Genomic DNA, 23,811 nt, shown 5'->3' on the forward strand with positions numbered 1-23,811 from the left:
TTAGAGAATTGAAAAATGAATATGGCTCAAATTGTTTCAAACCCAAACTATGGAAGTAATTCCATCAATTTTCACAATAACTTTCATAGTCATCAGCTATTTTTCTAAAAGCTTTTCCACTTCTTGGAAAGTAATCCCCATTTTGAGCATTTTCAACAATTCTTGAACAGGTTTTAAAGAACCGTTTTACAGATTTTTTAAATGCTTTATGATTATTATAATTTAGAAAATAGGTGTCGCTTTCATAAACTGGTTTTTCTTGCTTTTGAAAGTAAACTATCTGCGAAGTGGCATAATAATTTGAAGATATATCTTTAAAAATTCTAGCCTTGTTATTTTCATAGTATAAGGTACGTAGATTATTTGCTATAGCACCTTTTATGTTTCTTAGAAAAAACACATTGACAGTATCATCTATGGTATAATTTTTAGATAATATTCTTTTTTTCTGAATATCATCTAGGTTAGGGTCTAGATCAAGCATTCTATATGATAACTCTTTGAGCTTTGAAGTATATATTGTTGCTGATTTCACTTTTATATCTTTCCAATCTTTAACAACGTTTTCTTCAGGTTTTTCTTTTACAAATACTATTGATTTGGCATCTATAGGATTAACAAAGCCAAAACCTGATACAGTTTCATTATTAAGAGATGTGTAGGTCAATGAATCAAAAACTATTCTAGGTTGTTCTTTTTTTAGACTTCTACTTGTAATATAGAATTGTGCATGTAGTTTATCTGTACAAAAAAGAAGCGTTAATGTGATAAGTAATAGGTTATAGATATTGATAGGTTTTCTCAGCATAAATTATTCTTTTCTAATGACTACCAATATTAATAAATGATTTTTTATTATTCAAATGTGCTTTTAGTATTTCAATCGTTTGTTTTCAGGTGGGTTTTTATTTAAATAATAAAAAACGCCTCTAATTTAAAATCAAAGGCGCTTAGTTTTATATATAAATGTTTTACTATCTCAGTCTCGGAAAATCTACAGGATTTGCCTCGTGCATCACATTATAGATGGCTTCAAAAATATCCTCTACAGAAGGTTTAGAGAAATAATCACCATCTGTACCATAAGCAGGTCTATGAGGCTTAGCCGCTAAGGTTTTTGGTTGGCTATCCAGATATTGGTAAGCGTTCTGTTTGTTCAATATTTCGTCTAAAATATATGCAGAAGCACCACCAGAAACATCCTCGTCAATGACCATCATGCGATTGGTTTTAGCAACACTTTCTACGATATCATGATTAATGTCAAACGGAAGAAGTGATTGTACGTCAATAATTTCGGCATTAATGCCAACTTCTTGTAATTCTTTTGCGGCCTGCTCAACTAATCGCAATGTAGAACCGTAAGAGACTAAAGTAATATCTTCACCTTCTTTTACAGTCTCTACAACACCAATTGGTGTTTTAAACTTCCCAATGTTGCTTGGCATTTTTTCTTTAAGTCGGTAACCATTAAGACACTCTACAACAAGTGCTGGTTCGTCACTTTCTAAAAGTGTATTGTAGAACCCAGCGGCTTTAGTCATATTTCTTGGCACTAACACATGTATACCACGCACCAGATTAAGAATACCTCCCATTTGAGAACCAGAATGCCAAATACCTTCTAAACGGTGACCACGGGTTCTTACAATTAGTGGTGCTTTTTGGCGACCTTTGGTACGGTAATGTACGGTTGCCAAATCATCACTCATTAACTGTAAAGCATATAAGATGTAATCTAAATATTGTATCTCAGCAATTGGTCGTAAGCCACGCATAGCCATACCAATTCCAGAGCCTAAAATAGTAGCTTCTCTAATACCAGTATCTGATACGCGAAGCTCGCCATACTTGGCTTGTAAGCCTTCTAAACCTTGGTTTACATCGCCAATATGCCCGGCATCTTCACCAAAAATTAAGGCTTCTGGGTAGTTGCCAAAAATAGCATCAAAATTATCTCTTAAGACGAGACGTCCATCAACATCCTCAGCATTTGCATCGTAAGTTGGTAAAACTTCAGTTTGATTTAGTGCTTTCTTCTTTGAATGACTTAATAGGTGAGAGCTATACTTTGATTGTATAGTCTCGATATAGTTTGTAATCCAGTTTTGTAATTCTGTTTTTTCAGCAGAACTTTCAGAAAGCACATAACGTAATGCTTTACGCGTTGCTGTTAATATATCTTTACGAATAGGCTCATCAATAGCCGCTAAATCATTTTTAAGTTTTGAAATAAAAACGCCGTTAGTACTAGAATTAGCTATGCGCTCTAAAAGCGAAACGGCTTCAGCTCTTTCTGCTTGTATAGGGTCTATAAACGCAGACCAAGCGGCTTTTTTACCGTCTCTTACAGCCTTTTTTATGCCTTTCTCAATAGCTTTTAGCTCTTCGTCAGTTGCTATATTATTGTCTATCATCCAAAGACGCATCTGCGCATTACAATCATACTCAGCTTCCCATGCTAAGCGGTCTGCATCTTTGTAACGCTCATGAGAACCAGAAGTTGAATGCCCTTGAGGTTGTGTTAACTCATTAACGTGAATCATCACCGGTACATGCTCTTTACGCGCCACTTGAGCAGCACGTTGATAAGTGTCAATTAATTCAGCATAGTTCCAGCCATTGACACGGAAAATTTCGTAACCGTTATTATTTTCGTCTCTTTGAAAACCTTTTAAGATTTCAGAAATGTTTTCTTTAGTGGTTTGGTGTCTTGCATGTACAGAAATACCATACTCGTCATCCCAAATGCTAATTACCATTGGGACTTGTAATACACCTGCGGCATTAATAGTTTCAAAGAATAAACCTTCACTTGTACTGGCGTTGCCAATAGTTCCCCAAGCGACTTCGTTACCTTCTTTAGAAAATTTGGTGGTATCAATACCTTTTACATTTCGGTATATTTTTGACGCTTGAGCTAGACCTAAAAGTCTAGGCATTTGTCCAGCAGTAGGAGAGATGTCCGCACTTGAGTTTTTTTGCTCAGTGAGATTTTTCCATTCACCATTTTCATCTAAACTATGCGTTGCAAAATGACCACCCATTTGGCGGCCAGCAGACATAGGTTCGTCTTTTAAATTGGTATTGGCGTATAATCCTGCAAAAAACTGCTCAATGGTTAGCTCACCAATAGCCATCATAAAGGTTTGATCACGGTAATATCCAGAACGGAAATCCCCGTTTTGAAAGGCTTTTGCCCAAGCAATTTGTGGTACTTCTTTACCGTCTCCAAAGATTCCGAATTTTGCTTTGCCTGTTAGTACTTCACGACGTCCTAAAAGGCTACATTCACGACTGGTCACTACAGTTTTGTAATCATTTAAAACTTCAGTTTTAAAATCTTCAAAAGTAATCTCAGTTTTTGTGTTTGTATTTGGCTTCATATATCGAAATTTTGCCTTGCAAAAGTACAACATCTCAAGAAGTTACACAATGTAGAAAAGTGTTATATTGTTGAATAATTCTTAGTAAATCGAATTAATTTTAAGAATATTATAAATTAATACTAAAATTTAACACTTCAGTAAGAATATGTTAATACCATTTACGTCTAAATAGCCCTAGAAGTACTTGAGGGTCAACAGTAAACATGAATCGGATTTTTTCATCGTAATTTTGCTGGCCAACTTCCCATCCATTATTAGAGTAAAGCGGGAAGAATATTTCAAAATAGTCCTCAACTAAATTGAGTCTAATACCTGAATCATAAACAAACTTTGCTTTACTGAATTTGTTTTTTACCAAACCAGCATCACCATAGAGTTGAATATAGCGCCAAATAGAAGTACTAAAGTTTGCTGTTGTCATCCATTGATTTGCAAATGGCGTGTCTAATTGCGATTTAAAACCTCCTTCTGCTATAATAATTTGCTGGCTAAATATCCCTGCAGCTTCAGAACGTCCTAAATAATTAAAATCAAAAAGATAATCTGTTGGCCTGTCTAAAGCGAAACTAAAGAAATCTGAATTTGGGTCAGTATTATTATTAAGGAATGTACCGGCAAAAAATCTGAAGTTATAGTTTCTATTATTTTTTGACAGCTTTCTAAATTCGTAATTAATAGAAAATTTACTAAAGTTGCTAGCGACTTGAAAATCTGCAAAGAACCTCGAGAAGTTAATAATTCCAGGGCTAGATCTTACATATCTAAGATTAAGAACGCCATAATCTGGTTCTTCTTCAATCTCTTCTAAGATAGCATCTGGCCCAATATTTCTTGCGATATCTACATATCGTAGGCGAATAAGATGACGCTTATCTGACCTTAAGTCATCCTTATCCCTAAAACCAAAAGATATGTTTGGTCTTATACGTCTAAAAAATGCATCCTGGGCAAAGGACTGGTAGCTCGCATCTATACCATATGTGATGTTAAAGAGATTTGTGTCTTCAAGATTATGTGTATAAAAAAGTGTACCAGAACCAGTAATAGCTTTTGAATTTAATGCATACTGAGGAGAGAATTTATAATTCAATCGCTTTCTAAGTATGGTTTTATTATACACTTTTGCGCCCAATGTAAAGCCATCATATATATTTTTGAATTGAGCAAGTGGCATAAAGAAGACCTGATTATAATAAGGGTCTTCGACATCTTTAAACAATCTGAATTGCAGAGGTTTTGACCAGAATTTGGGACCATTTGTAGATTTGTAATTATCTCTTTGATTAAATTCTGGCACCACATTATCGTAATCTAAGACAAGTCGTTTTGTATTATAATTTGGGATTGTCAAGGTTTTGGATTTACCAATACTATCTATCCATAATTTATTAACCACACTATCATTTCGCAAGCTAAATAATGATATTGGCGCACTATTATTTCGTTTGTTTTTTATAGTAAGCTGAATTGAATCTTCAGTAGTTTTAACTTTAGAGATTTTAAAATCAATTTTCTTACGAGTATTAATATAATCCGTAAAAAACCAATCAATATTTTTGTTTGTCTTGGATTTTATAAAGCTCTCAAAATTATCAAGGGAAACTATTTTAAGCTGATTATCTTTTAAATAATCTTTAGCTAAGTTTCTAAAATTGATATCCTCAGCATATTCGTCTAAATAATTTAGACCTACACCAGCTTTGTATCTTCCGGCAATATTGGCATTAAACTTAGTAAGCGAATCTTTTGGGATAGTTATGGGTTGATCGTTGTTTTTCCTTGCAGCTTCCATAGAATATAGGAAATACTGAAAATTGTAATCTAAATCAGCAAGATGAAACGATCTAATACCCCAAACATTTGCCAATGTTCCTAGTAGTTTGGTATCTGGATAATAATCTTCCACATATTTCATTAAAAAATAAATAGCCAAACCATCATTAAGCCAGTGTTCCTTTCTAGGATTTGTTAAATGCGTGTTAGAGATGTATTTGTTTAATGCGGTCTTAAGTAATTTGAGCTCGTATTGAAAATCGTTTTTAAAAGGTCTAAGGAAACTTGGCAATTGGTTAAGTCCATAAAGTGGATTCTTGTCATAATCTATTTGGCTAACTAATAAGCGTTCATGCGGATATGTACCAAGATTATCAGTTAAAAACTTGGTCACTCTATCTGTTACTATTGCTTTTTCTTGAGATGATAAACCCTTCTCTTCAATATCTGATACTAGCGTAAAATCATCAGTTGTAACCTGATTATAGGTTCTGTTTTGATTTAATGAGAGATAGGTGTCAATTCTATCCTTGCCTTTTAAAGTTACTGTTTTTAGTGTTCCGCTTTCAGTTTCACTTTCAGTATTTAATTCTGAAGTGAGGTTATAATTTTTAGGAAAACTAAGTGTTATTGAAACGTCAGATTTAGGAATAAATAAATCATCTATATTTTTATTGCTATAATATTGCCACTGCCCATCATATATTGCGGGTAATAGATACCAATATTTTAATTCTAAATTAGCTTCTTTGGTATAACCATAACTTGTAAATACCGCATCTGGTAAGACAATATTGTACTCTAATTTTATCTCATAGGATTCATTAGGTAGTAAAGGTTTTTTCAGTTTTACTTTTACAATATCAATTTGATCTTTAAGTCGCTCAGATACAAGTGTGTTATTACCGCTATCTTTTATATAATCTATAATAGTGAAACCTCGCTGTCTATCTTTTGCTAAGTGAAACTTGGTGCTAAATTCTTCTTCAAAACGTTTTGCTAATGCTGTAGATTTTGAAGAATAGCTGTTATTCCAATCGTTTAAAAACACTACAGTTAATGTATCTTTGGTTACATTTTTATAGACAATAGTTTGCTTAATACTAATAGACTTTTTTGTTGGGTTTACAGTACCAACAACATCTATTGTGTTTTGTCCATAAGTAAGAACAACAAATAGTAGGAAGCCAAAAAATATGAGCGGTTTTCTATTCAAGTTTTTATTAGAAATTAGGGCTTAATTCAGATTCTTTATAGAATGCATTTAATATTGATATGACTTCATCTGCTGTATCTACAACATGGATTAGGTCTAAATCTTTTGCACTGATATTACCTTCAGTGAGTAGTGTATTCTTAACCCAATCCATAAGACCACTCCAAAACTTTGTACCAACTAAAATAATTGGAAATGTATCTATTTTATGAGTTTGAATAAGAGTAATAGCTTCGAATAACTCATCTAAAGTGCCAAAACCACCAGGCATAACTACAAATCCTTGTGAGTATTTTACAAACATGACTTTGCGTACAAAGAAATAGTCAAAATCTAAGACTTTATCTGAGTCTATATAAGGGTTATCATGCTGCTCGAAAGGTAATTCGATATTTAAACCTACTGAGGTTCCTCCAGCAATGTGGGCACCTTTATTACCAGCTTCCATAATACCTGGACCACCACCAGTAATTACACCATAACCACTATCGACAATTTTACTAGCAACTTCTTCGGTTAATTTGTAATATTCATGGTCTGGCTTTGTACGTGCAGAACCAAATATTGATACACAAGGCCCTATTTTACTCAGTTTCTCATAGCCATTTACAAATTCTCCCATGATTTTAAAAATTGCCCATGAGTCATTTGTTTTTATCTCGTTCCAGCCTTTGTAGTGTTTTTCTTTTCTCATATAGTGTTTAGTTGTTAGTCTTTATTCATTTTGACAATTATAAGGAGATTTAGTTTAATTCTCTTATCAAAAACTTTGCCGTATAACTTTTTTTATCTTTTATAATTTGCTCAGGTGTACCTTTAGCGACTAATTGACCTCCACCTTTTCCTCCTTCATAGCCAATATCAATAATATAATCAACGGTTTTAATTACATCTAAATTGTGTTCAATAATTAATACTGTGTTGCCTTTATCTGCAAGTTTGTTTAATACTTTCATCAAGACATTAATATCTTCAAAGTGAAGGCCAGTCGTTGGTTCGTCTAGAATATAAAAGGTGTTTCCAGTATCTCTTTTACTCAGCTCTGTAGCTAGCTTTATGCGTTGCGCTTCGCCACCAGATAATGTTGTACTTTGTTGTCCCAATGTAATGTATCCTAAGCCAACATCCTTGATAGTTTTTAGTTTTCTATAAATTTTAGGAATATGCTCAAAGAAATTTACAGCTTCTTCAATAGTCATGTTTAATACATCACTAATGGATTTTCCTTTATACCTTATTTCTAATGTTTCACGATTAAAGCGTTTACCTTGACAAGTTTCGCATTCTACATAAACATCAGGCAAGAAGTTCATTTCTATAACTTTAAGACCTCCTCCTTGACAGGTTTCGCAGCGTCCGCCAGCAACATTAAAGCTAAAACGTCCAGGCTTGTAACCACGTATCATAGCTTCTGGTATTTTTGAAAACAAGCTTCTGATTTCGCTAAAAACACCTGTATATGTTGCAGGATTGCTTCGTGGCGTTCTTCCAATAGGCGATTGGTTAATGTCAATTACTTTATCAATATGTTCTAATCCTTTAATGCTTTTGTAGGGCATAGGTTTTTTTACACCATTAAAATAGTGGGCATTAAGAATTGGGTAGAGCGTCTCGTTAATTAAAGTCGATTTGCCACTTCCAGAAACACCAGTAACACCAATCATTTTGCCTAATGGAAACTCTACATCTACATTTTTAAGGTTATTACCTGTGCAGCCTTTAAGAACTAATTTTTTACCATTGCCTTTACGACGCTTTTTTGGTATGGCAATTTCTTTTTGTCCATTAAGATAATCTGCAGTAAGTGTATGATGTTTTAATAATTCTTTCGGTGTGCCTTCACTGATTATTTCGCCTCCATGTTTTCCGGCATAAGGCCCAATATCAATAACATGGTCAGCGCGTTCAATCATGTCTTTATCATGCTCTACAACAATAACCGAATTGCCAACATCACGAAGTGATACTAAAGAGTTAATTAGTTTTTCGTTATCACGTTGATGCAAACCTATACTTGGTTCATCCAAGATATAGAGCACACCTACTAGCTGAGAGCCTATCTGCGTTGCTAAACGAATACGTTGGGCTTCTCCACCGGATAATGACTTAGAACTTCTATTAAGTGATAAATACGTTAAGCCTACATCTAACAAAAATTGAACACGACTCTTTATTTCTTTAATAATCTCTGCAGAAATTTTCTGTTGTTTGTTAGAAAGTCTGTCAGTAAGGTTTTCTAACCATTCGCCAAGTTCAATGATATCCATTTTAACTAAGTCAGCGATGTTTTTTTCATCAACTTTAAAATACAATGATTCTTTTCTTAATCTTGAACCATTACAAGTAGGACATTCCACTTTGTCCATATATTCTTTAGCCCAACGGACTAAAGATGTTGAGTTAGATTTGTATTGACTTTCAATAAAGTTAGCAACACCTTCAAAATCGATATTATAATCTCTTGCAACACCAAGCAATTTACTTTCAACTGTAAACTTGTCTTTTCCGCCATACAAAATAACTTGTCTAGCCTCTTCGGGGATGTCTTTCCATGCATCATTTAAAGAAAAATCATAGCGTTGCGCAATGGTATCAAACTGTTTGAAAATCCAACTTTTTTTCTGAGGGCCATGAGGTGCTAAAGCGCCATTTTTGATAGAAAGAGATTCATCAGGGACTAATTTTTTATCATTAACCACATATAATTCTCCTATGCCATTGCATTTTTGACATGCGCCTTTTGGTGAGTTGAAAGAGAAATTATTTGGCTCAGGATTTGGGTAAGAAATACCAGATGATGGACACATTAGATTACGACTAAAAAAGCGTGGTTCTTGATTGTTTTGGTCAATAACCATTAGTACATCTTCGCCATGATACATCGCTGTATTTATAGACTCCGTTAAACGCTTTTCATTGTCTTTAGAATCGTCAATTTTTAAACGGTCTATAACTATCTCTATATCGTGTGTTTTGTAACGGTCTAGTTTCATACCTTTTTCGAGGTCTACTATCTCACCATCCGTACGTACTTTTACAAAACCTTGTTTAGCAATTTGCTCAAAAAGCTCTCGATAATGTCCTTTACGAGACCGAATCACAGGCGCTAGGATATTAATACGTTTATCTTTAAAAGATTCAAGTATTAAATCTTTGATCTGTTCGTCACTGTAACTGACCATTTTGTCACCAGTCTCGTAGCTATATGCATCAGCAGCCCTAGCAAAAAGGAGTCTCAAGAAATCATAAATTTCTGTAATTGTACCAACTGTCGAGCGCGGTGATTTACTAGTTGTTTTTTGTTCTATGGCAATCACAGGAGAAAGCCCATCAATTTTATCTACATCTGGACGTTCTAAATTACCTAAAAATTGACGTGCATAAGCCGAAAATGTTTCAATATAGCGACGTTGACCTTCCGCATAAATGGTATCAAAAGCCAATGATGACTTTCCACTACCAGAAAGCCCAGTAATTACAACTAATTTTTCCCTAGGAATAGTAACATCAATATTTTTAAGGTTGTGAACACGAGCACCTTTTACTTCAATAGAATCGTCGGATGTTGTCATAAATTAGTTAATCTGAATCGTAAACTGGCAAAGTTGCAAAGGTACAATTTTTAGTTGTTAATTTAGTACTAAGGTTTGCTTGAGAATTATTATAATTGTGTTAGAAATTTAAACGAAATACTATGAAATTATTAGGAATAGGCTCAAGAATTAATCACCCAGAATATGGTAAAGGCGTGGTAACCAATGTGACATCACAACATTACTGGGTAACTTTTATAGATAATGGATTGGAAACATTGGATATAGATGACAACTTTGAAGTGATAGATGCTGCCGAAGATGATGTTGATACGGTAAGTTTTTATGAAGTTGAGAAGAGCTTGAGAGATATTTTGAAAAAATGGTCGGATGTTTCCGAGGTTATCTCTATTGGAGATAAATGGAAAGGCGGAAAGCTAATCATGCAACCAGGTGATGAGAATTTGAAGTCTAGCGAATTGCCTATTGATAAGTTCTTTCATAAAATAACAATGGTTAGAGATAGGCTTCGTGTTATGGAGCAGAAGATAAATTCTAGTAAAAATTTGGATGAACAAGAAAAGATTGACTTGCAGCAATATATAACACGTAGTTATGGTAGCTTAACCAGTTTTAATGTATTGTTTAAGCTGAAGAGTCAGCAATTTAAAGGGCAGTCTTCAAAATAATTAATGGTTCTTCTGAAAACAAAAACACCGGAGCTAAATGCTTCGGAGTTTTTGTTTTATCTATTCAAAGAATATTTATTCTACAATAAGTTTTCTAGTAACGCTTTTATCACCATCATTTACTTTCATGATATAAATACCAGCACTTACATTATTGAGATTGATTTGTTTATCAAACCTAGATGTTGAATCATAATTATTGTTATACACAAGTTTCCCAGAGATGTCATAAACGTTTAAGTTAATATCCTTACCTGAATTAGAATTAAACTGTAGCGTAAAATCTCCATTATTTGGATTTGGGAATAAGGCAAAGTCATTCAACTCGAAATCATTATCTCCTAGTACAGCTTCGGTTGTGCCTGAGCAAATAGTTATTGTTACCGTATTGATTGTACCAGTAGTTCCATTAACACTAATATCTGTAATAAGAAACACCCATTGACCATTAGAATCCTGTCCGTCATATAATGATAATGTTTCGGCAGGTTGACCTGAACCACCAGAGTTAAAATTTGCACAGTTTATGGTTCCAGCTTCGTCATCATATGTAAAATCAGTATTGGCAGTTCCTGTACAACTTCCATTACTTAATTCTTGAAAACCAGAAGCTTGTTGAGGACTTATTATTGCTGTAAACACTTCTCCATTATTTGGATGCGTTGTATTTACAGTAACATCTACATCTGTTATGGTAACAGAGTCGTTAACATTTAAACCATAACCTGTATATGTTCCGGAATCTTGTGGTATTGCTTGATTTATATTAAAAGTGTAATCGTCACACGTCTCATTATTAACTATTGTGTAATTACCAATTGCAAAAAATGATTTATTTATTGCAAAGTAAATATTCCCAACAGCCTCAATTTTTATTCTACAATCACCAGAGGTTACTCCAGAAGGAAAAGTAATTGTTTCAGTCCCATCATTACTAGTGTTTGCGGCTAAAGTTGTATTAAAATTTAATCCACCATCAGTAGAAAGCAAAATATTTACTTGTGATGTATTAATTCCATTTGCTGTGGTACCGGCAACATCCCATTCTACAGTTGTTGATGAATTTTCTGCAAAAACAACAGGTGTTGACTGTGTAGTAACTTGAAAAGGACCTGTGTTTGCAACTGTTACTACCATATCACCTCTATTGGTCTGACCACCATTAGGAGATTGATTATCTCTAACAGTTAGGGCAAAATTCATAGTGCGTGCTACATTTGGTATCACTTCCCATTGAGGCGTAAGATTATCATCTAAAATATCACTTAATTGAGGGAATGTTCTATCACCAGTTGATTGAGAAGGTCTAGATCTAAACATTGGGCCACTTTGATTAGCAGGAGAAGGTTGACCTGCACCTATAATAGCTCCATTGTCTATTTGTTCCCAGTTGTAAGAAACCGTACCGCCATCAGGGTCACTACCAGTACCAGTTAAAGTAAATGCTGTTCCGAATGGAATTGTATAATTAGCACCTGGATTTACTGTAGGAGGCGTATTTCCATTAGATGTATTAACAGAACATGTTGGTGCAGAAGTAATTCTAGCAAAAACTTCATCAATACTTATAGCGCTAAAATGATCATCACTGTTTGGTTGAATATTATCACCTCCGCAAATTCCTGCATAAGCCATAATTGTTGTACCACTTCCAGGCTCTACTGATGTGGAAGCATTTCTATTAGCGCCAGAACAATTTCCTTGGCTACCATTAAAGGTATGATTGGCGCCAAAATGATGGCCCATTTCATGAGCAACAAAATCTACATCGTAAGGATCGCCAACTGGACTAGGTAATCCTGTAACAGCTCTTGCTTTGGTATTGCTAAAACAAATACCTCCTAAAATTGCCACACCTCCACCACCAGTTGTAAAGACATGTCCCACATCATAATTAGCAGTACCAATTCTTGTATCAGTTATAGATTGGTTTTGACCTAAAAGAGCTCCGGGGTCATTATCAGTAAATCCATCTGGCTCGACAAGAGATATAGTGCTAATTCCAGAAAATGGGGGGTTAATAATCTCAACTAACTGCATAGTTAAAGACATATCTCGTTCAAAAAGACCATTAACTCTAGTCATAGTTACATTCATTGCCGCCAATACAGTTGCTCTTCTTTCAGCATCAGTGGTTTCTGTTTGAGGAGAAGCATCAATATGAAAATTTGAGTACTCTTGAGTAGACGATATAGAAAGACGATAGGTTCTTAAAGTTTGGTCATTTGCATTTCTTAAACTATTTGTATTTAAATCTCTTTCATAAACTCTACCAGTATCAATATCTTCAGTTAATTGGCATCCTATACGATCTATATCCGAATACAAGTTTTCTTTAGCATACAATAAATATGTGTTTAAATCAGATGTATAAGGATCTATGTAATAGGTTTTTCCAATAGTATAGATAGAAGCATGAAAACCAAATACTGTTGTACTAAATCGCATTGTTGTACCTGGATTATCTATGTTAATACCAACATAAGATTGTATTTCTGGGTGTTTAGCAGCAAATTCAGGCTCCATTACTGAAGCTTCATAAATTTGATAGCGTTCCATTTCACCATTAGCGTTGGGGAACTTAACATAAACATTAGAAACGTCATTAGAATTTCTGCTAGTAGCATTACCTAAAGTGCCTTTAATATCTTCAAAATTTAGGTTGTAAACATCAAATTTTGAAGGCGTAGAATTTCGTTCAACTAATTGGTCTTGCTTAATTCTATTTGTGTCAGTTTTTGACCAAAACGATTTTTCTTGCGAAAAGCCTAATAATGGTAGAATTAAAAGTAATAAGTAAATCTTTTTCATGAGAATTAAATTTTAGAACTATAAATTTACAAGATTTTAGGATAATTATTTAATAAATAACAATGTAAGTTATAAGGTCTTTATATCTGTTAGCTCTAATCCTAAAAATAACAGCTTATGAAAAGTGGGTAATTGTGCTCCACTCTTAGTAGTTGTCCAGTCATTCCATGAAGCTTCAAGTCCTCTTATGGGAAGGATATCAACCCACATTTTATAACTAGTCGGTTTTCCAATTTCATCAAAATGCCATAAATAAGAATCTCCTGGTGTAGTTCCTCCAGATCTGTAAGTAACTAGTAATGCTTCTTTGTTATCTTCTATCTTTACTAACTTTCTAACAGCTCCTGTATCAAAAACTTTATATGGAGCTACCAACCAAAAGGAATCATTGTTAAAATAGGCTAAAGCCTTGTCAACATATTTTTGTTTTTCAATACCATTATATTCTTGATTTATCACAAATACTTTAGATTTATCAGGGGTTTTTAATTTCAGCATTACTTTAAAGTCTTTCCATGAGACTTCACAACTATCTGCTGACTTATACCATTTGTAGCTATGCTGACCTTTAAAAGTCCACTCTAAATAATCTGTATTTTTATAAGCTTCATAATCCAATGCACTTAACATTTTTGTTGCTAATTGATCGGCTTCGATTCCAGTTTTGCCATTAGGTAATTCTTCGTCATATTTCAGATAGATATAACCAAAAAAGAGTAGTGTTGGTAATGTTATAAAAATGACTAATCCACCTATGAATTTTAATATTCTGAATAGTTTTTGTTTTAATGTAAGTTTACTGAATGGTTTTATTTTTTTAAATCTAAACACGATATATAGGTTTTAAGCTATAAAATTATAATATTAAATCATTTAGAACCCAACTGCAGTATCGTCACCACGTTTATCTGCACCTCCTTCTAATTTACCATTTTCTAAAATTAAGATACCGTCTACTTTTCCTATAACCGGAGTACGCTTTTCATTAATTATATAGCCTTTGGCTTCTAGTTGATTTTTTAAATTTGGACTAAAAGAATTCGGTTCCATCCTAATTTCGTCTGGTAACCACTGGTTATGAAATCTTGGAGCATTTACGGCTTCTTGCATAGTCATATTAAATTCATGAACATTTAAAACTGTTTGTAAAACAGAAGTAATAATAGTAGAGCCACCAGGCGTACCAAGTGTCATAAATAATTCACCATCTTTTTCTACTATAGTAGGCGTCATAGAGCTTAGCATTCTTTTTTCTGGAGCGATACTATTAGCTTCAGCACCGATAAGCCCATAGTAATTTGGCTCACCTGGCTTAGAGCTAAAATCATCCATTTCGTTATTTAAAAAGAAACCCAAGTCACCTGAATAGACCTTTGAACCATATCCACCATTTAAGGTTGTGGTTACAGCAATGGCATTTCCAAATTGGTCAACAATAGAGTAGTGTGTGGTTTCTTCACTTTCATAGTCAATAATTTTTCCATGAGAAATTGAGTCAACCGCAGTTGCAATTTCAAATGAAAAATTATTCATACGTTCATCTAAATAAACACTGCTAGTTAAAGTTTCAATAGGAATATCTACAAAATCTGGATCACCAAGGTAATAGCTTCGGTCAGCATATGCCCGTTTTTCTGCTTCTACTAATACCTGAATTGTTTTTAAAGAATTATGCCCATAACTACTTAAATCAAAACTTTCAATCATCGTCATAATTTGATTCAAACAAATACCGCCTGAAGATGGAGGTGACATTGATGTTATGGTTAAATCATCATACATAAATTGAATAGGTTTTCGCCATTTGGCTTCATATTTTGCTAAGTCTTCAAGAGTAATTATACTTCCTTTATCTTGAAGGAAATCTACTAGTGCCTTAGCAGTTTCACCTTTATAGAATTCATCTCTACCGTTATTTGCAATTCTTTCTAGTGTATTTGCTAGAGAAAAATTGAAGACTTTATCACCTTCTTTTAGATTGTTATTATACAATAGCTTTTGTCCATTAACTGCTTTAAAAATACTATCATAACTCGCAAAACGTTCTTCTTGTTGCTTAGTTACATAAAAACCATTATTTGCCAAATTGATAACGGGCTGTAATATTGTTTTTACATCGAGTTTACCAAAACGTTCTTGTGCTTTAAAGATTCCTGCAATAGTGCCTGGAACTCCTATTGCCAATGTACCAACTGTACTTTTGCCTTTAATAACATTACCATCTTTGTCTAGATACATATCTTTTGTTGCTGCCAATGGTGCTTTTTCACGATAATCTAAGGCACCAATTTCTCCATCCGCAAGTCTGTAAATTAAAAAGCCCCCACCTCCTAAATTACCAGCATAAGGGTAAGAAACAGCAAGCGCCATTTCTGTAGCCATCATAGCATCAAAAGCATTCCCGCCAAGTTCTAGGATTTGAGTTCCTATTTTGGAGGCCTCCTCACGAGCGCTGACTACCATTGCTTTTTCGGTAACAAGTCCACGATTATTAGACATAGATTTAGTCTTTTTAGATGCTTCCTGACAATTAAAAAATAATAGCAGTAGTGTTAAGAAAAATAGGTTTTTCATAGATTATATTCTTTTTCTAAAGCAATTCGCTTAGCGTTAGTTGCTTCTATTAAATCTTTAAAAAATTGAATAAAATCGTTTTCAAACGCTTTGTAATAAAGTTTAAGTTCTTTAGTAGATTCATTCATTTTTGAGCGACCTTTGGTACGACGATTCATACCATCTAAGACTTTTTGAATACCTTCTACTGATGCGTAACTTAGCAGCCAATTATCGGCAATCATATATGGTGATAATCTTTTAAATCGTTCAGGAAGGATTTCAAAATTCTCATTAAGATTGCTATAAAAATCTTGTATAAAATCTTCTATTGGTATATCGGAGTAATCTTTCCAGTTTTTCGCTAAAAAATGATCATAGAAGATATCTACAATAACACCACTATAATGGCCATAAGCCTTATGTAATCGTTTTGTGCTTTGCCTAAATGTTTTATGACTATCAGTGTAAGAGTCAATAAAACGATGCAAAATAATTCCCGCTTGCATGGCTTCTGGGTATTTAGAAAAACGTTTTCCTCTTATACCATCAGCAGCAAAGTTACCAATGGTAAGTAACTTATTATTGCCAGAAAGGTAAATATGGGCCAAAAAGTTCATTGCTCGAATTTACAAATTCATACTCACAAAATGCTATTAACTAATTATATTTGCCTAAAACAGAAAATACATGACATTAATAAAATCTATATCAGGAATTAGAGGCACAATTGGCGGAAAAGTTGAAGATAATCTAACACCTATTGATGCTGTAAAATTTGCTGCAGCATACGGAACATGGCTTAAGCAACAGCGCAATAAAGATAATTATCGTGTGGTTGTCGGACGAGATGCTAGGATTTCTGGAGAAATGATACAGAGTTTAGTCATGAATACTTTAGTTGGTATGGGAATTCATGTCATAGACTTAGGTTTGTCAACAACACCAACTGTTGAGGTAGCTGTACCTATGGAACATGCTGATGGTGGCATTATACTCACTGCAAGTCACAATCCAAAGCAATGGAATGCATTAAAATTATTGAATGCTAAAGGTGAATTTTTGAATGGTGTTGAAGGAAAAAAAATATTAGATATTGCTGAATCATCAAATATGACTTTTGCAGAAGTTGATGATTTAGGAAAGATTACTAAAAATGAAGCTTACATTGATTTGCATATCGATGAGGTTTTAGATTTGCCATTGGTAAACAAAGATGCTATTGAAGCTGCAAATTTTAAAGTTGTAGTAGATGGTGTCAATTCAACAGGAGGTATTGCCATTCCTCTGTTATTAGAGCGTTTAGGTGTGGAGCCTGTTAAGTTATATTGCGACCCAACTGGATACTTTCCACATAATCCAGAACCTTTAAAAGAGCATTTAGGAGATTTGGCAAAATCTGTTGTAGATAACCATGCTGATTTTGGAATCGTTGTAGATCCAGATGTAGACCGTTTGGCATTTATGGATGAAAAAGGTGAAATGTTTGGCGAAGAATATACTTTAGTAGCTTGTGCAGATTATGTCTTGAGTAAAACACCTGGAAATACGGTAAGTAATATGAGCTCTACTAGAGCATTGCGAGATGTTACTGTTAAACACGGCGGTAATTATGAAGCGAGTGCCGTTGGTGAAGTGAATGTTGTAGATTTAATGAAAAAGAACAACGCTATAATAGGTGGAGAAGGAAATGGCGGTATCATTTATCCAGAATCACATTATGGGCGTGACGCCTTAGTAGGTGTTGCTTTATTTTTAAGCTTATTAGCTGAAAAAAGAATTAAAGTAAGCGAACTTAGAGCTTCATACCCAAACTACTTTATGAGTAAAAAGAAAATACAATTAACACCAGGCTTGGATGTTGATGGTATTTTAAATACTATGGAATCTAATTATGGTCACGAGAATTTGACCACTATTGATGGCGTTAAAATAGATTTTGCAGATAGTTGGGTGCACTTAAGAAAGAGTAATACGGAACCAATTATTAGAATATATACTGAGGCACCTTCTCAAAATGAAGCCGATAAACTTGCTGATAGAATAATTGGTGAGATTAAAGCCATCGCTAATATTTAGTACTTTTACAATCAAATAATTATTAATTTAATAATGATATCAACACCAATTTCTCAATCAAAAACAGAATTAGAAGTTTACTTCGATAAATTCCGTGAGCATATTATTGGTTATGACCAAACTTTTGTTTCGCCTTATGGTGAACAAAAAATAGTTTATACAGATTGGACAGCTTCTGGTCGTTTGTATAGACCAATAGAGGAGAAATTGCTTAATGATTTCGGGCCTTTTGTTGCTAATACGCATACCGAGACTACGGTTTCTGGTACGGCAATGACTAAAGCTTATCATAAAGCTAAGAATATTATAAAAGAGCATGTTAATTGTAATGAAGATGATGTGCTTATTGTTTCTGGTAATGGAATGACAGGTGTTATTAATAAATTTCAACGTATTCTGGGATTAAAAGTACCTGAAAACTTGAGAGATTATACTAATATACCTGAAGAGATGCGTCCAATAGTATTTGTCTCTCATATGGAACATCATTCTAATCATACTTCATGGTTAGAAACTATGGCTAGGGTTGAGGTGATTCCTCCAGGAGACGATGGCTTATTTAGTTTAGAAAACTTAGAAAGCCTTCTTGAAAAACATAAAGATTGTACCATTAAAATTGCATCAGTAATTGCAGGTTCTAATGTTACAGGTATACAAACACCATATCATGACATTGCAAAATTGATGCATAAAAATGGAGGTGTGTGTTTTGTAGATTTTGCTTGTTCTGCACCTTATGTAGATATTGATATGCATCCAGAAGATCAAGATAAACGTTTAGATGCTATTTTCTTTTCACCGCATAAGTTTTTAGGTGGACCAGGGACTTCAGGAGTCTTGGTTTTTAGTAAAAAATTATATAAAAATATGGTGCCTGATTGTCCAGGCGGCGGTACAGTAAGTTGGACTAATCCTTGGGGAGAACACAAATATATAGATAATATTGAAGAGCGTGAAGATGGTGGTACACCAGGTTTTCTTCAAACTATAAAAACGGCGCTTTCTATTAAATTGAAAGAGCAAATGGGTGTCTCAAATATCTTGAAACGTGAACACGAATTAGTTGATACTATTTTTAAGCGTCTACAACCTATAAAAAGCATAAATATCCTTGCTGGACAGCATAAAGATAGACTAGGTGTTATTTCATTTTATATTGATGATTTGCATTACAACCTAGGTGTTAAGTTGCTTAATGATAAATTTGGTGTGCAAACTCGAGGTGGCTGTAGCTGTGCGGGTACGTATGGGCATTTTTTATTGCATGTAGACCAGAAAACTTCTAAAGAATTAACAGACGAAATAACTATTGGCGATTTGGTACGTAAGCCAGGATGGTTGCGTATGTCTATTCATCCAACTACGACAAACCAAGAAATTGAATTTGTTTGTGATAGTATTATTCAATTAGCTCTAAATCATGAAGAATGGGCTTTGGATTACGAATATTCTAGATGTAATAATGAGTTTGTTCACAAATCTCAAATTGACAAGCCGTGTAATGCAACGTCTGTTGAGGACTGGTTTAACTTAGATTAAAACTCATCTATTGAAACTCTGCTGGAACTTTATCTCTATGTTTCCAGCGTTTGTGTGTCCATAAATAATATTGTGGCGCTTCGTGAATTTGCTTTTCAACAAGCTTGAAGAAATTATCTGTAATTTTAAAATCTTTAAACTCGTTTGGCGTTTCAGTTATAGTCTCAAAAGTGGTTTGATAATAACCACGTTTAATGCGTTTTACACTAAAAAACACAACAGCCATATCAAATTTTTTAGCAATAGTTTCTGCACCTACATACATTGGTACTTTTACTCCCATAAATTCATTCCAATGTAATGCTTTGTGCGCTTTCGGAGATTGGTCTGATACAAAACCATTTATAGTAAGTTCACCCTTTTTTTGAGACTCACCAAGAATGCCATATGTCTCTTTAGTAGTAATAAGATGCGAGTTGTATTTTGCCCTAATTCGTTTTACCAATTTATCAAAATATTTATTGGCAAGTCTTTTATACACGGCATAACCTTTATGATTTATGTGTGTCTGAAGGATAAAAATCCACTCCCAACTGCCATAATGAGCACACATAAGCATAATACTTTTCTTTTTTGCCTCTAAATCATGAATCAACTCTAGATTGGTAAACTTGTAGCGTTTTTTCATCGAGGCTTCAGAAATGGTCATAGATTTTATAGCTTCTAAAATCATATCACATAAGTGGTGGTAAAACTTAGAACAAATATCTTCAATCTCTTGTGCCGATTTTTCTGGAAAAACAAGTCTTAAATTAGACTTCACTACTTTCTTTCTGTATTTAAAAATTCTGTACATAAAGAAATGCACTACATCTGATAGTCCATAAAGCAATCGAAATGGCAAAATTGAAATTAGCCATAGTACAGGATATAATAAGATGTAAGCGAGTAGTTGCATTTATTTCAGTTTTAAAGTGCAAATATATTTATATTTGAAGTTTAACAGGAACATATATGCTCAATTTAAGTTTAGTCACTATTATAATCATTGCAGCTAACGTAATCACCTCACTTAAAGGCTTAGAGGATCGTTCTTTTTTTGAGCGTTATAAGTTTAATGTGGGAAGTATAAGGCGAAATGAGCATGAACGCATGTTTACATCAGGTTTTTTGCATGCAGATACGATGCATTTGATGTTTAATATGTTCACATTGTATTTTTTTGCTGAAGCAGTAATCCAGCCATTAGGAAATTTCAATTTTGTGATTATTTACATTGCAAGTTTACTCTTTGGGAGCTTACTGTCACTGTATTTTCATAAGGAAGAATATTGGTACAGCGCCATAGGTGCAAGTGGTGCCGTTACAGGAATACTTTACTCTGCAATACTTTTGGACCCAGATATGAGTTTATATATGTTTTTTGTCCCAGTGCCCATTCCAGGATATGTATTTGGGATTGGTTATTTGTTATATTCCATCTACGGAATGAAGAAAAGAATTGGAAATATTGGTCATGATGCTCATTTTGGAGGCGCCATTGGTGGTTATTTTATTACATTATTACTTAAGCCTTCTTTACTGGAAACTAATTTAACTTATGTAGCACTTTTAGCTGTACCTATTGTTATTTTGTTTGTAATGTATAAGACAGGTAAACTCTCTTAAATTCATGTAATCAATAAGTTAAAATTTATTATAAAAAACTCAAAAAAATTGTTGCGTTCTTTAATACTAAAAGTTACATTTGCATCCGCAATTTTAAGGAACGTTCTTAATTTATTGTATTGGAGAGGTGCCAGAGTGGTAATGGAGCAGATTGCTAATCTGTCAACGCGTAAGTGTTGCCCGGGTTCGAATCCCGGTCTCTCCGCAGTATTAAAATGATAACTGTTTCGGGGTGTAGCGTAGCCCGGTTATCGCGCCACGTTTGGGACGTGGAGGCCGCAGGTTCGAATCCTGCCACCCCGACAAATTTAGAGTTACGGGCTCGTAGCTCAGCTGGATAGAGCACCTCCCTTCTAAGGAGGCGGTCATAGGTTCGAATCCTATCGGGCTCACATTAACCCTTACTAGTAATAGTAAGGGTTTTTTGTTTTATTGCCTTAATTTTAATTAACGAATGATTAAAATTAAATCCTTTTTTTAATAATATGATAAGTATTGTTAAATATTTGCAGAATTATTTATTTTTTATGTTAAATACCTATTTATCTGTAAGTTGTGAATGAATTCATTGTATATTTATGTGAATCTTAAAATTTTTGAAATTATGAAGTATGTATTTACGTTTTTGGCTTTTTCTTTTTGTTTATTGAGTTACGGACAGGATTATGATAGTTTTGGGCAAGTTCATACCGGTTGTGAAATTCCTTCAGGTATAATACAAGGTCCCCAATTAAATGATGGTAATAATTACTTTCGTGCTGCAGCTGCAGCGCAGAGAGACAATGTAGATATGTCTAGAAGTAAGTTAAGTAATGTAGCATTTCAAAGCGCAAAAATTTCTATTAGTGGTGGAGAATCTATAACGTACTTGGCACGTTTCAATCCATATATCAATGAGATTGAAGTAAAAGACAGTAACAATAATATTATGTATTTAAAAAAAGTAAATGATTTAGTTATTGATTTTCCCGACTCCAAAAATGTATATCAGATACTGCCATACACAAATAAATCTGGAGGTGTAAGTTTAGCTTACTTTAGTAATCAGAACAACGGAAATCTTTTTCAAAAGACTGATTATAAATATGTTGCTGCAAAAAGATCAAGTAATAGTTATGGCTCTGATTCTCCAGCAAAATATATAGAAACAACTAGCTATTTTTACAGAAATTATAACCAGCAATTAATTAAACTCGATAAGCGTAAAAAGGACATCGTAAAAAACTTCCCAACTTTAGCTAAGGATATAGAAACCTTTATTAAGAAGAATAAAATTAACTTAAAGAAGAAAGATAATTTAATGGAGCTAAGCGATTATATTTATGCTTTAGAGTCAAAAAATAAGAATATGAATTATGATGTAGCAATTTTAGATAACAAATAAATAGATGCAACATTAAAATATAAGCCTGTCAAGCTACTAATTAAGTTTGACAGGTTTTTTATTTAATACAAACCAAAATTACTTTCTCTTCATCTATATTGGTAGTGAAGAATAAGTATACATTTCCACCGTCCTTTATTTTAAGTTTTTTTCTTATATCTCCTACAGATAAAGGGAAATTACGTGTGGTAACATTCGCTTTTGTAATTTTTTCTTTGGAAAACACCCTTTTATTAAATGGTACTATTTTTTCAATTTTAAATTGCCTTCCCGGAAAATCCATAAGCTCTTTTGAAGTATATAAATGTGAGTGCTTATGGAGCTTGTGGACACTTAAATTACAAACCGAATTAAACGCGCCAGCTTTTAAAACAGAAGCGTTGGGCTCATATAAATAATCAAGAGGGGAATTATAGCTTACATTTACGTTTGGTTCGTCCTCATATTTGAAATCAAAAACTTGCGTATTATTTTTTTGAATATTTACCGTTTTTATTTCTACTGACCCTGCATAATCTTTTTCTAAAATCCAAAGCAACTCTTTAACCTCGTTATTTATAGCCACTATATGAATTGTCTTCATATTATTTAATTGATTAAGCGTTGCTGAAATATCCAATAACGGCGATGTTTTTATCATTACATTTTTGGCATACTTTAAAAACAAACTTTGAAATGTCTTTACATTAGGCGTACAGTCTGAAAGTAGAAATACTTTGTTTTTTGCATCATCACGTCTTGAAGGGTCAATATATATCCAATCATAAGGCTTATCAATACGTTTTAAAGCATCAATTCCACTTTCATTAAGACAAGTAATGTTTTTAACGCTTAGTATATTATAATTGTGTTTTACAATCTCAGATAGGTTACGGTTAATTTCACAATGCGTGATATTATTTATTCTTTTTGAAAAGTAATAACTGTCAATCCCAAAACCGCCAGTTAAATCAATAAGTGATTCACCTTTTACCAAATTAGACTTATATGCTGCAGCTTTTTCGGATGATGTTTGCTCTATATTTAACTTATTTGGAAAATATATTCCTAGAGCATTATACCATGTTGGTAGTTTTTTTTCACAACGCTTTTTAGCTTCAATTTGCTCTATTATAGATTTTGCTTCAACATTTGGAAAAGAAATTCCTTTTAAAAGTAATCTTGAAATATCCTCATTAAGATTATTATTGATGTAATCTTGGACGTCAGTATTTAAAATTGAAGAATTCAAAAGATA

Annotated in this window: 16 protein-coding genes and 3 tRNA genes; 8 read left to right on the top strand and 11 right to left on the bottom strand. The window is 33.5% G+C overall.

The window, feature by feature from the left end; all coding sequences use genetic code 11:
- Positions 1–64 precede the first annotated feature (64 nt).
- From Q0770_RS10050 to uvrA, 5 genes are all read right to left on the bottom strand, one after another.
- Positions 65–808 (bottom strand): hypothetical protein, encoded by a 744-nt coding sequence (locus Q0770_RS10050; protein WP_299116559.1) that lies wholly within the window; start codon positions 806–808, stop codon positions 65–67.
- Between the two features lie 166 nt (positions 809–974).
- Positions 975–3,386, bottom strand: a complete 2,412-nt coding sequence (locus tag Q0770_RS10055; RefSeq protein ID WP_299116560.1) for a thiamine pyrophosphate-dependent enzyme — start codon at positions 3,384–3,386, stop codon at positions 975–977.
- A gap of 151 nt (positions 3,387–3,537) precedes the next feature.
- Positions 3,538–6,378: a metalloprotease gene (locus Q0770_RS10060; protein WP_299116561.1), complete on the bottom strand. Its 2,841-nt coding sequence runs from the start codon at positions 6,376–6,378 to the stop codon at positions 3,538–3,540.
- A 7-nt stretch (positions 6,379–6,385) separates the two neighbouring features.
- Positions 6,386–7,072: a TIGR00730 family Rossman fold protein gene (locus Q0770_RS10065; RefSeq protein WP_299116562.1), complete on the bottom strand. Its 687-nt coding sequence runs from the start codon at positions 7,070–7,072 to the stop codon at positions 6,386–6,388.
- A 49-nt stretch (positions 7,073–7,121) separates the two neighbouring features.
- Entirely contained in the window at positions 7,122–9,950 is a 2,829-nt protein-coding gene (gene uvrA / locus Q0770_RS10070; protein WP_299116563.1) for an excinuclease ABC subunit UvrA, read from the bottom strand.
- Positions 9,951–10,072: 122 nt separating this feature from the next.
- Between uvrA and Q0770_RS10075 the strand changes: the two genes are divergently transcribed.
- Positions 10,073–10,600 (top strand): hypothetical protein, encoded by a 528-nt coding sequence (locus Q0770_RS10075; RefSeq protein WP_299116564.1) that lies wholly within the window; start codon positions 10,073–10,075, stop codon positions 10,598–10,600.
- 75 nt (positions 10,601–10,675) lie between these two features.
- Here the strand turns inward: Q0770_RS10075 and Q0770_RS10080 are convergent, their stop codons facing one another.
- From Q0770_RS10080 to Q0770_RS10095, 4 genes are all read right to left on the bottom strand, one after another.
- Positions 10,676–13,411: a reprolysin-like metallopeptidase gene (locus Q0770_RS10080; RefSeq protein ID WP_299116565.1), complete on the bottom strand. Its 2,736-nt coding sequence runs from the start codon at positions 13,409–13,411 to the stop codon at positions 10,676–10,678.
- 69 nt (positions 13,412–13,480) lie between these two features.
- Positions 13,481–14,242, bottom strand: coding sequence for a hypothetical protein (locus tag Q0770_RS10085; RefSeq protein ID WP_299116566.1), 762 nt, complete (start codon positions 14,240–14,242; stop codon positions 13,481–13,483).
- 42 nt (positions 14,243–14,284) lie between these two features.
- Complete coding sequence (ggt, locus tag Q0770_RS10090; RefSeq protein ID WP_299116567.1) at positions 14,285–15,985, bottom strand: gamma-glutamyltransferase; 1,701 nt, start codon at positions 15,983–15,985, stop codon at positions 14,285–14,287.
- On the bottom strand, positions 15,982–16,584 hold the full coding sequence (locus Q0770_RS10095) for an acyl carrier protein phosphodiesterase (protein WP_299116568.1): 603 nt from the start codon (positions 16,582–16,584) through the stop codon (positions 15,982–15,984). The genes ggt and Q0770_RS10095 overlap by 4 nt, the downstream gene beginning before the upstream one ends.
- 70 nt (positions 16,585–16,654) lie before the next feature.
- Between Q0770_RS10095 and glmM the strand changes: the two genes are divergently transcribed.
- Positions 16,655–18,043: a phosphoglucosamine mutase gene (gene glmM / locus Q0770_RS10100; protein ID WP_299116569.1), complete on the top strand. Its 1,389-nt coding sequence runs from the start codon at positions 16,655–16,657 to the stop codon at positions 18,041–18,043.
- Between the two features lie 33 nt (positions 18,044–18,076).
- Positions 18,077–19,582 (top strand): aminotransferase class V-fold PLP-dependent enzyme, encoded by a 1,506-nt coding sequence (locus tag Q0770_RS10105; RefSeq protein WP_299116570.1) that lies wholly within the window; start codon positions 18,077–18,079, stop codon positions 19,580–19,582.
- A 7-nt stretch (positions 19,583–19,589) separates the two neighbouring features.
- Here Q0770_RS10105 and Q0770_RS10110 read toward each other — a convergent pair whose 3' ends face one another.
- Positions 19,590–20,480, bottom strand: coding sequence for a lysophospholipid acyltransferase family protein (locus tag Q0770_RS10110; RefSeq protein ID WP_299116571.1), 891 nt, complete (start codon positions 20,478–20,480; stop codon positions 19,590–19,592).
- Positions 20,481–20,536: 56 nt separating this feature from the next.
- Between Q0770_RS10110 and Q0770_RS10115 the strand changes: the two genes are divergently transcribed.
- The 5 genes from Q0770_RS10115 (at position 20,537) to Q0770_RS10135 (ending at position 22,574) form a co-directional block, all read left to right on the top strand.
- Positions 20,537–21,190 (top strand): rhomboid family intramembrane serine protease, encoded by a 654-nt coding sequence (locus Q0770_RS10115; RefSeq protein WP_299116572.1) that lies wholly within the window; start codon positions 20,537–20,539, stop codon positions 21,188–21,190.
- A 121-nt stretch (positions 21,191–21,311) separates the two neighbouring features.
- Positions 21,312–21,395, top strand: a tRNA-Ser gene (locus Q0770_RS10120).
- Positions 21,396–21,418: 23 nt separating this feature from the next.
- A tRNA-Pro gene (locus Q0770_RS10125) sits at positions 21,419–21,493 on the top strand.
- A 15-nt stretch (positions 21,494–21,508) separates the two neighbouring features.
- Positions 21,509–21,582 (top strand) — tRNA-Arg (locus Q0770_RS10130).
- 212 nt (positions 21,583–21,794) lie between these two features.
- A complete protein-coding gene (locus Q0770_RS10135) occupies positions 21,795–22,574 on the top strand; it encodes a hypothetical protein (RefSeq protein ID WP_299116573.1) in 780 nt (259 codons plus the stop codon).
- A 58-nt stretch (positions 22,575–22,632) separates the two neighbouring features.
- Here the strand turns inward: Q0770_RS10135 and Q0770_RS10140 are convergent, their stop codons facing one another.
- Positions 22,633–23,805: a class I SAM-dependent methyltransferase gene (locus tag Q0770_RS10140; RefSeq protein ID WP_299116574.1), complete on the bottom strand. Its 1,173-nt coding sequence runs from the start codon at positions 23,803–23,805 to the stop codon at positions 22,633–22,635.
- Positions 23,806–23,811 lie beyond the last annotated feature (6 nt).

Source organism: uncultured Winogradskyella sp., assembly GCF_947501905.1.
In the GTDB taxonomy this organism is placed as follows: Bacteria; Bacteroidota; Bacteroidia; order Flavobacteriales; family Flavobacteriaceae; genus Winogradskyella.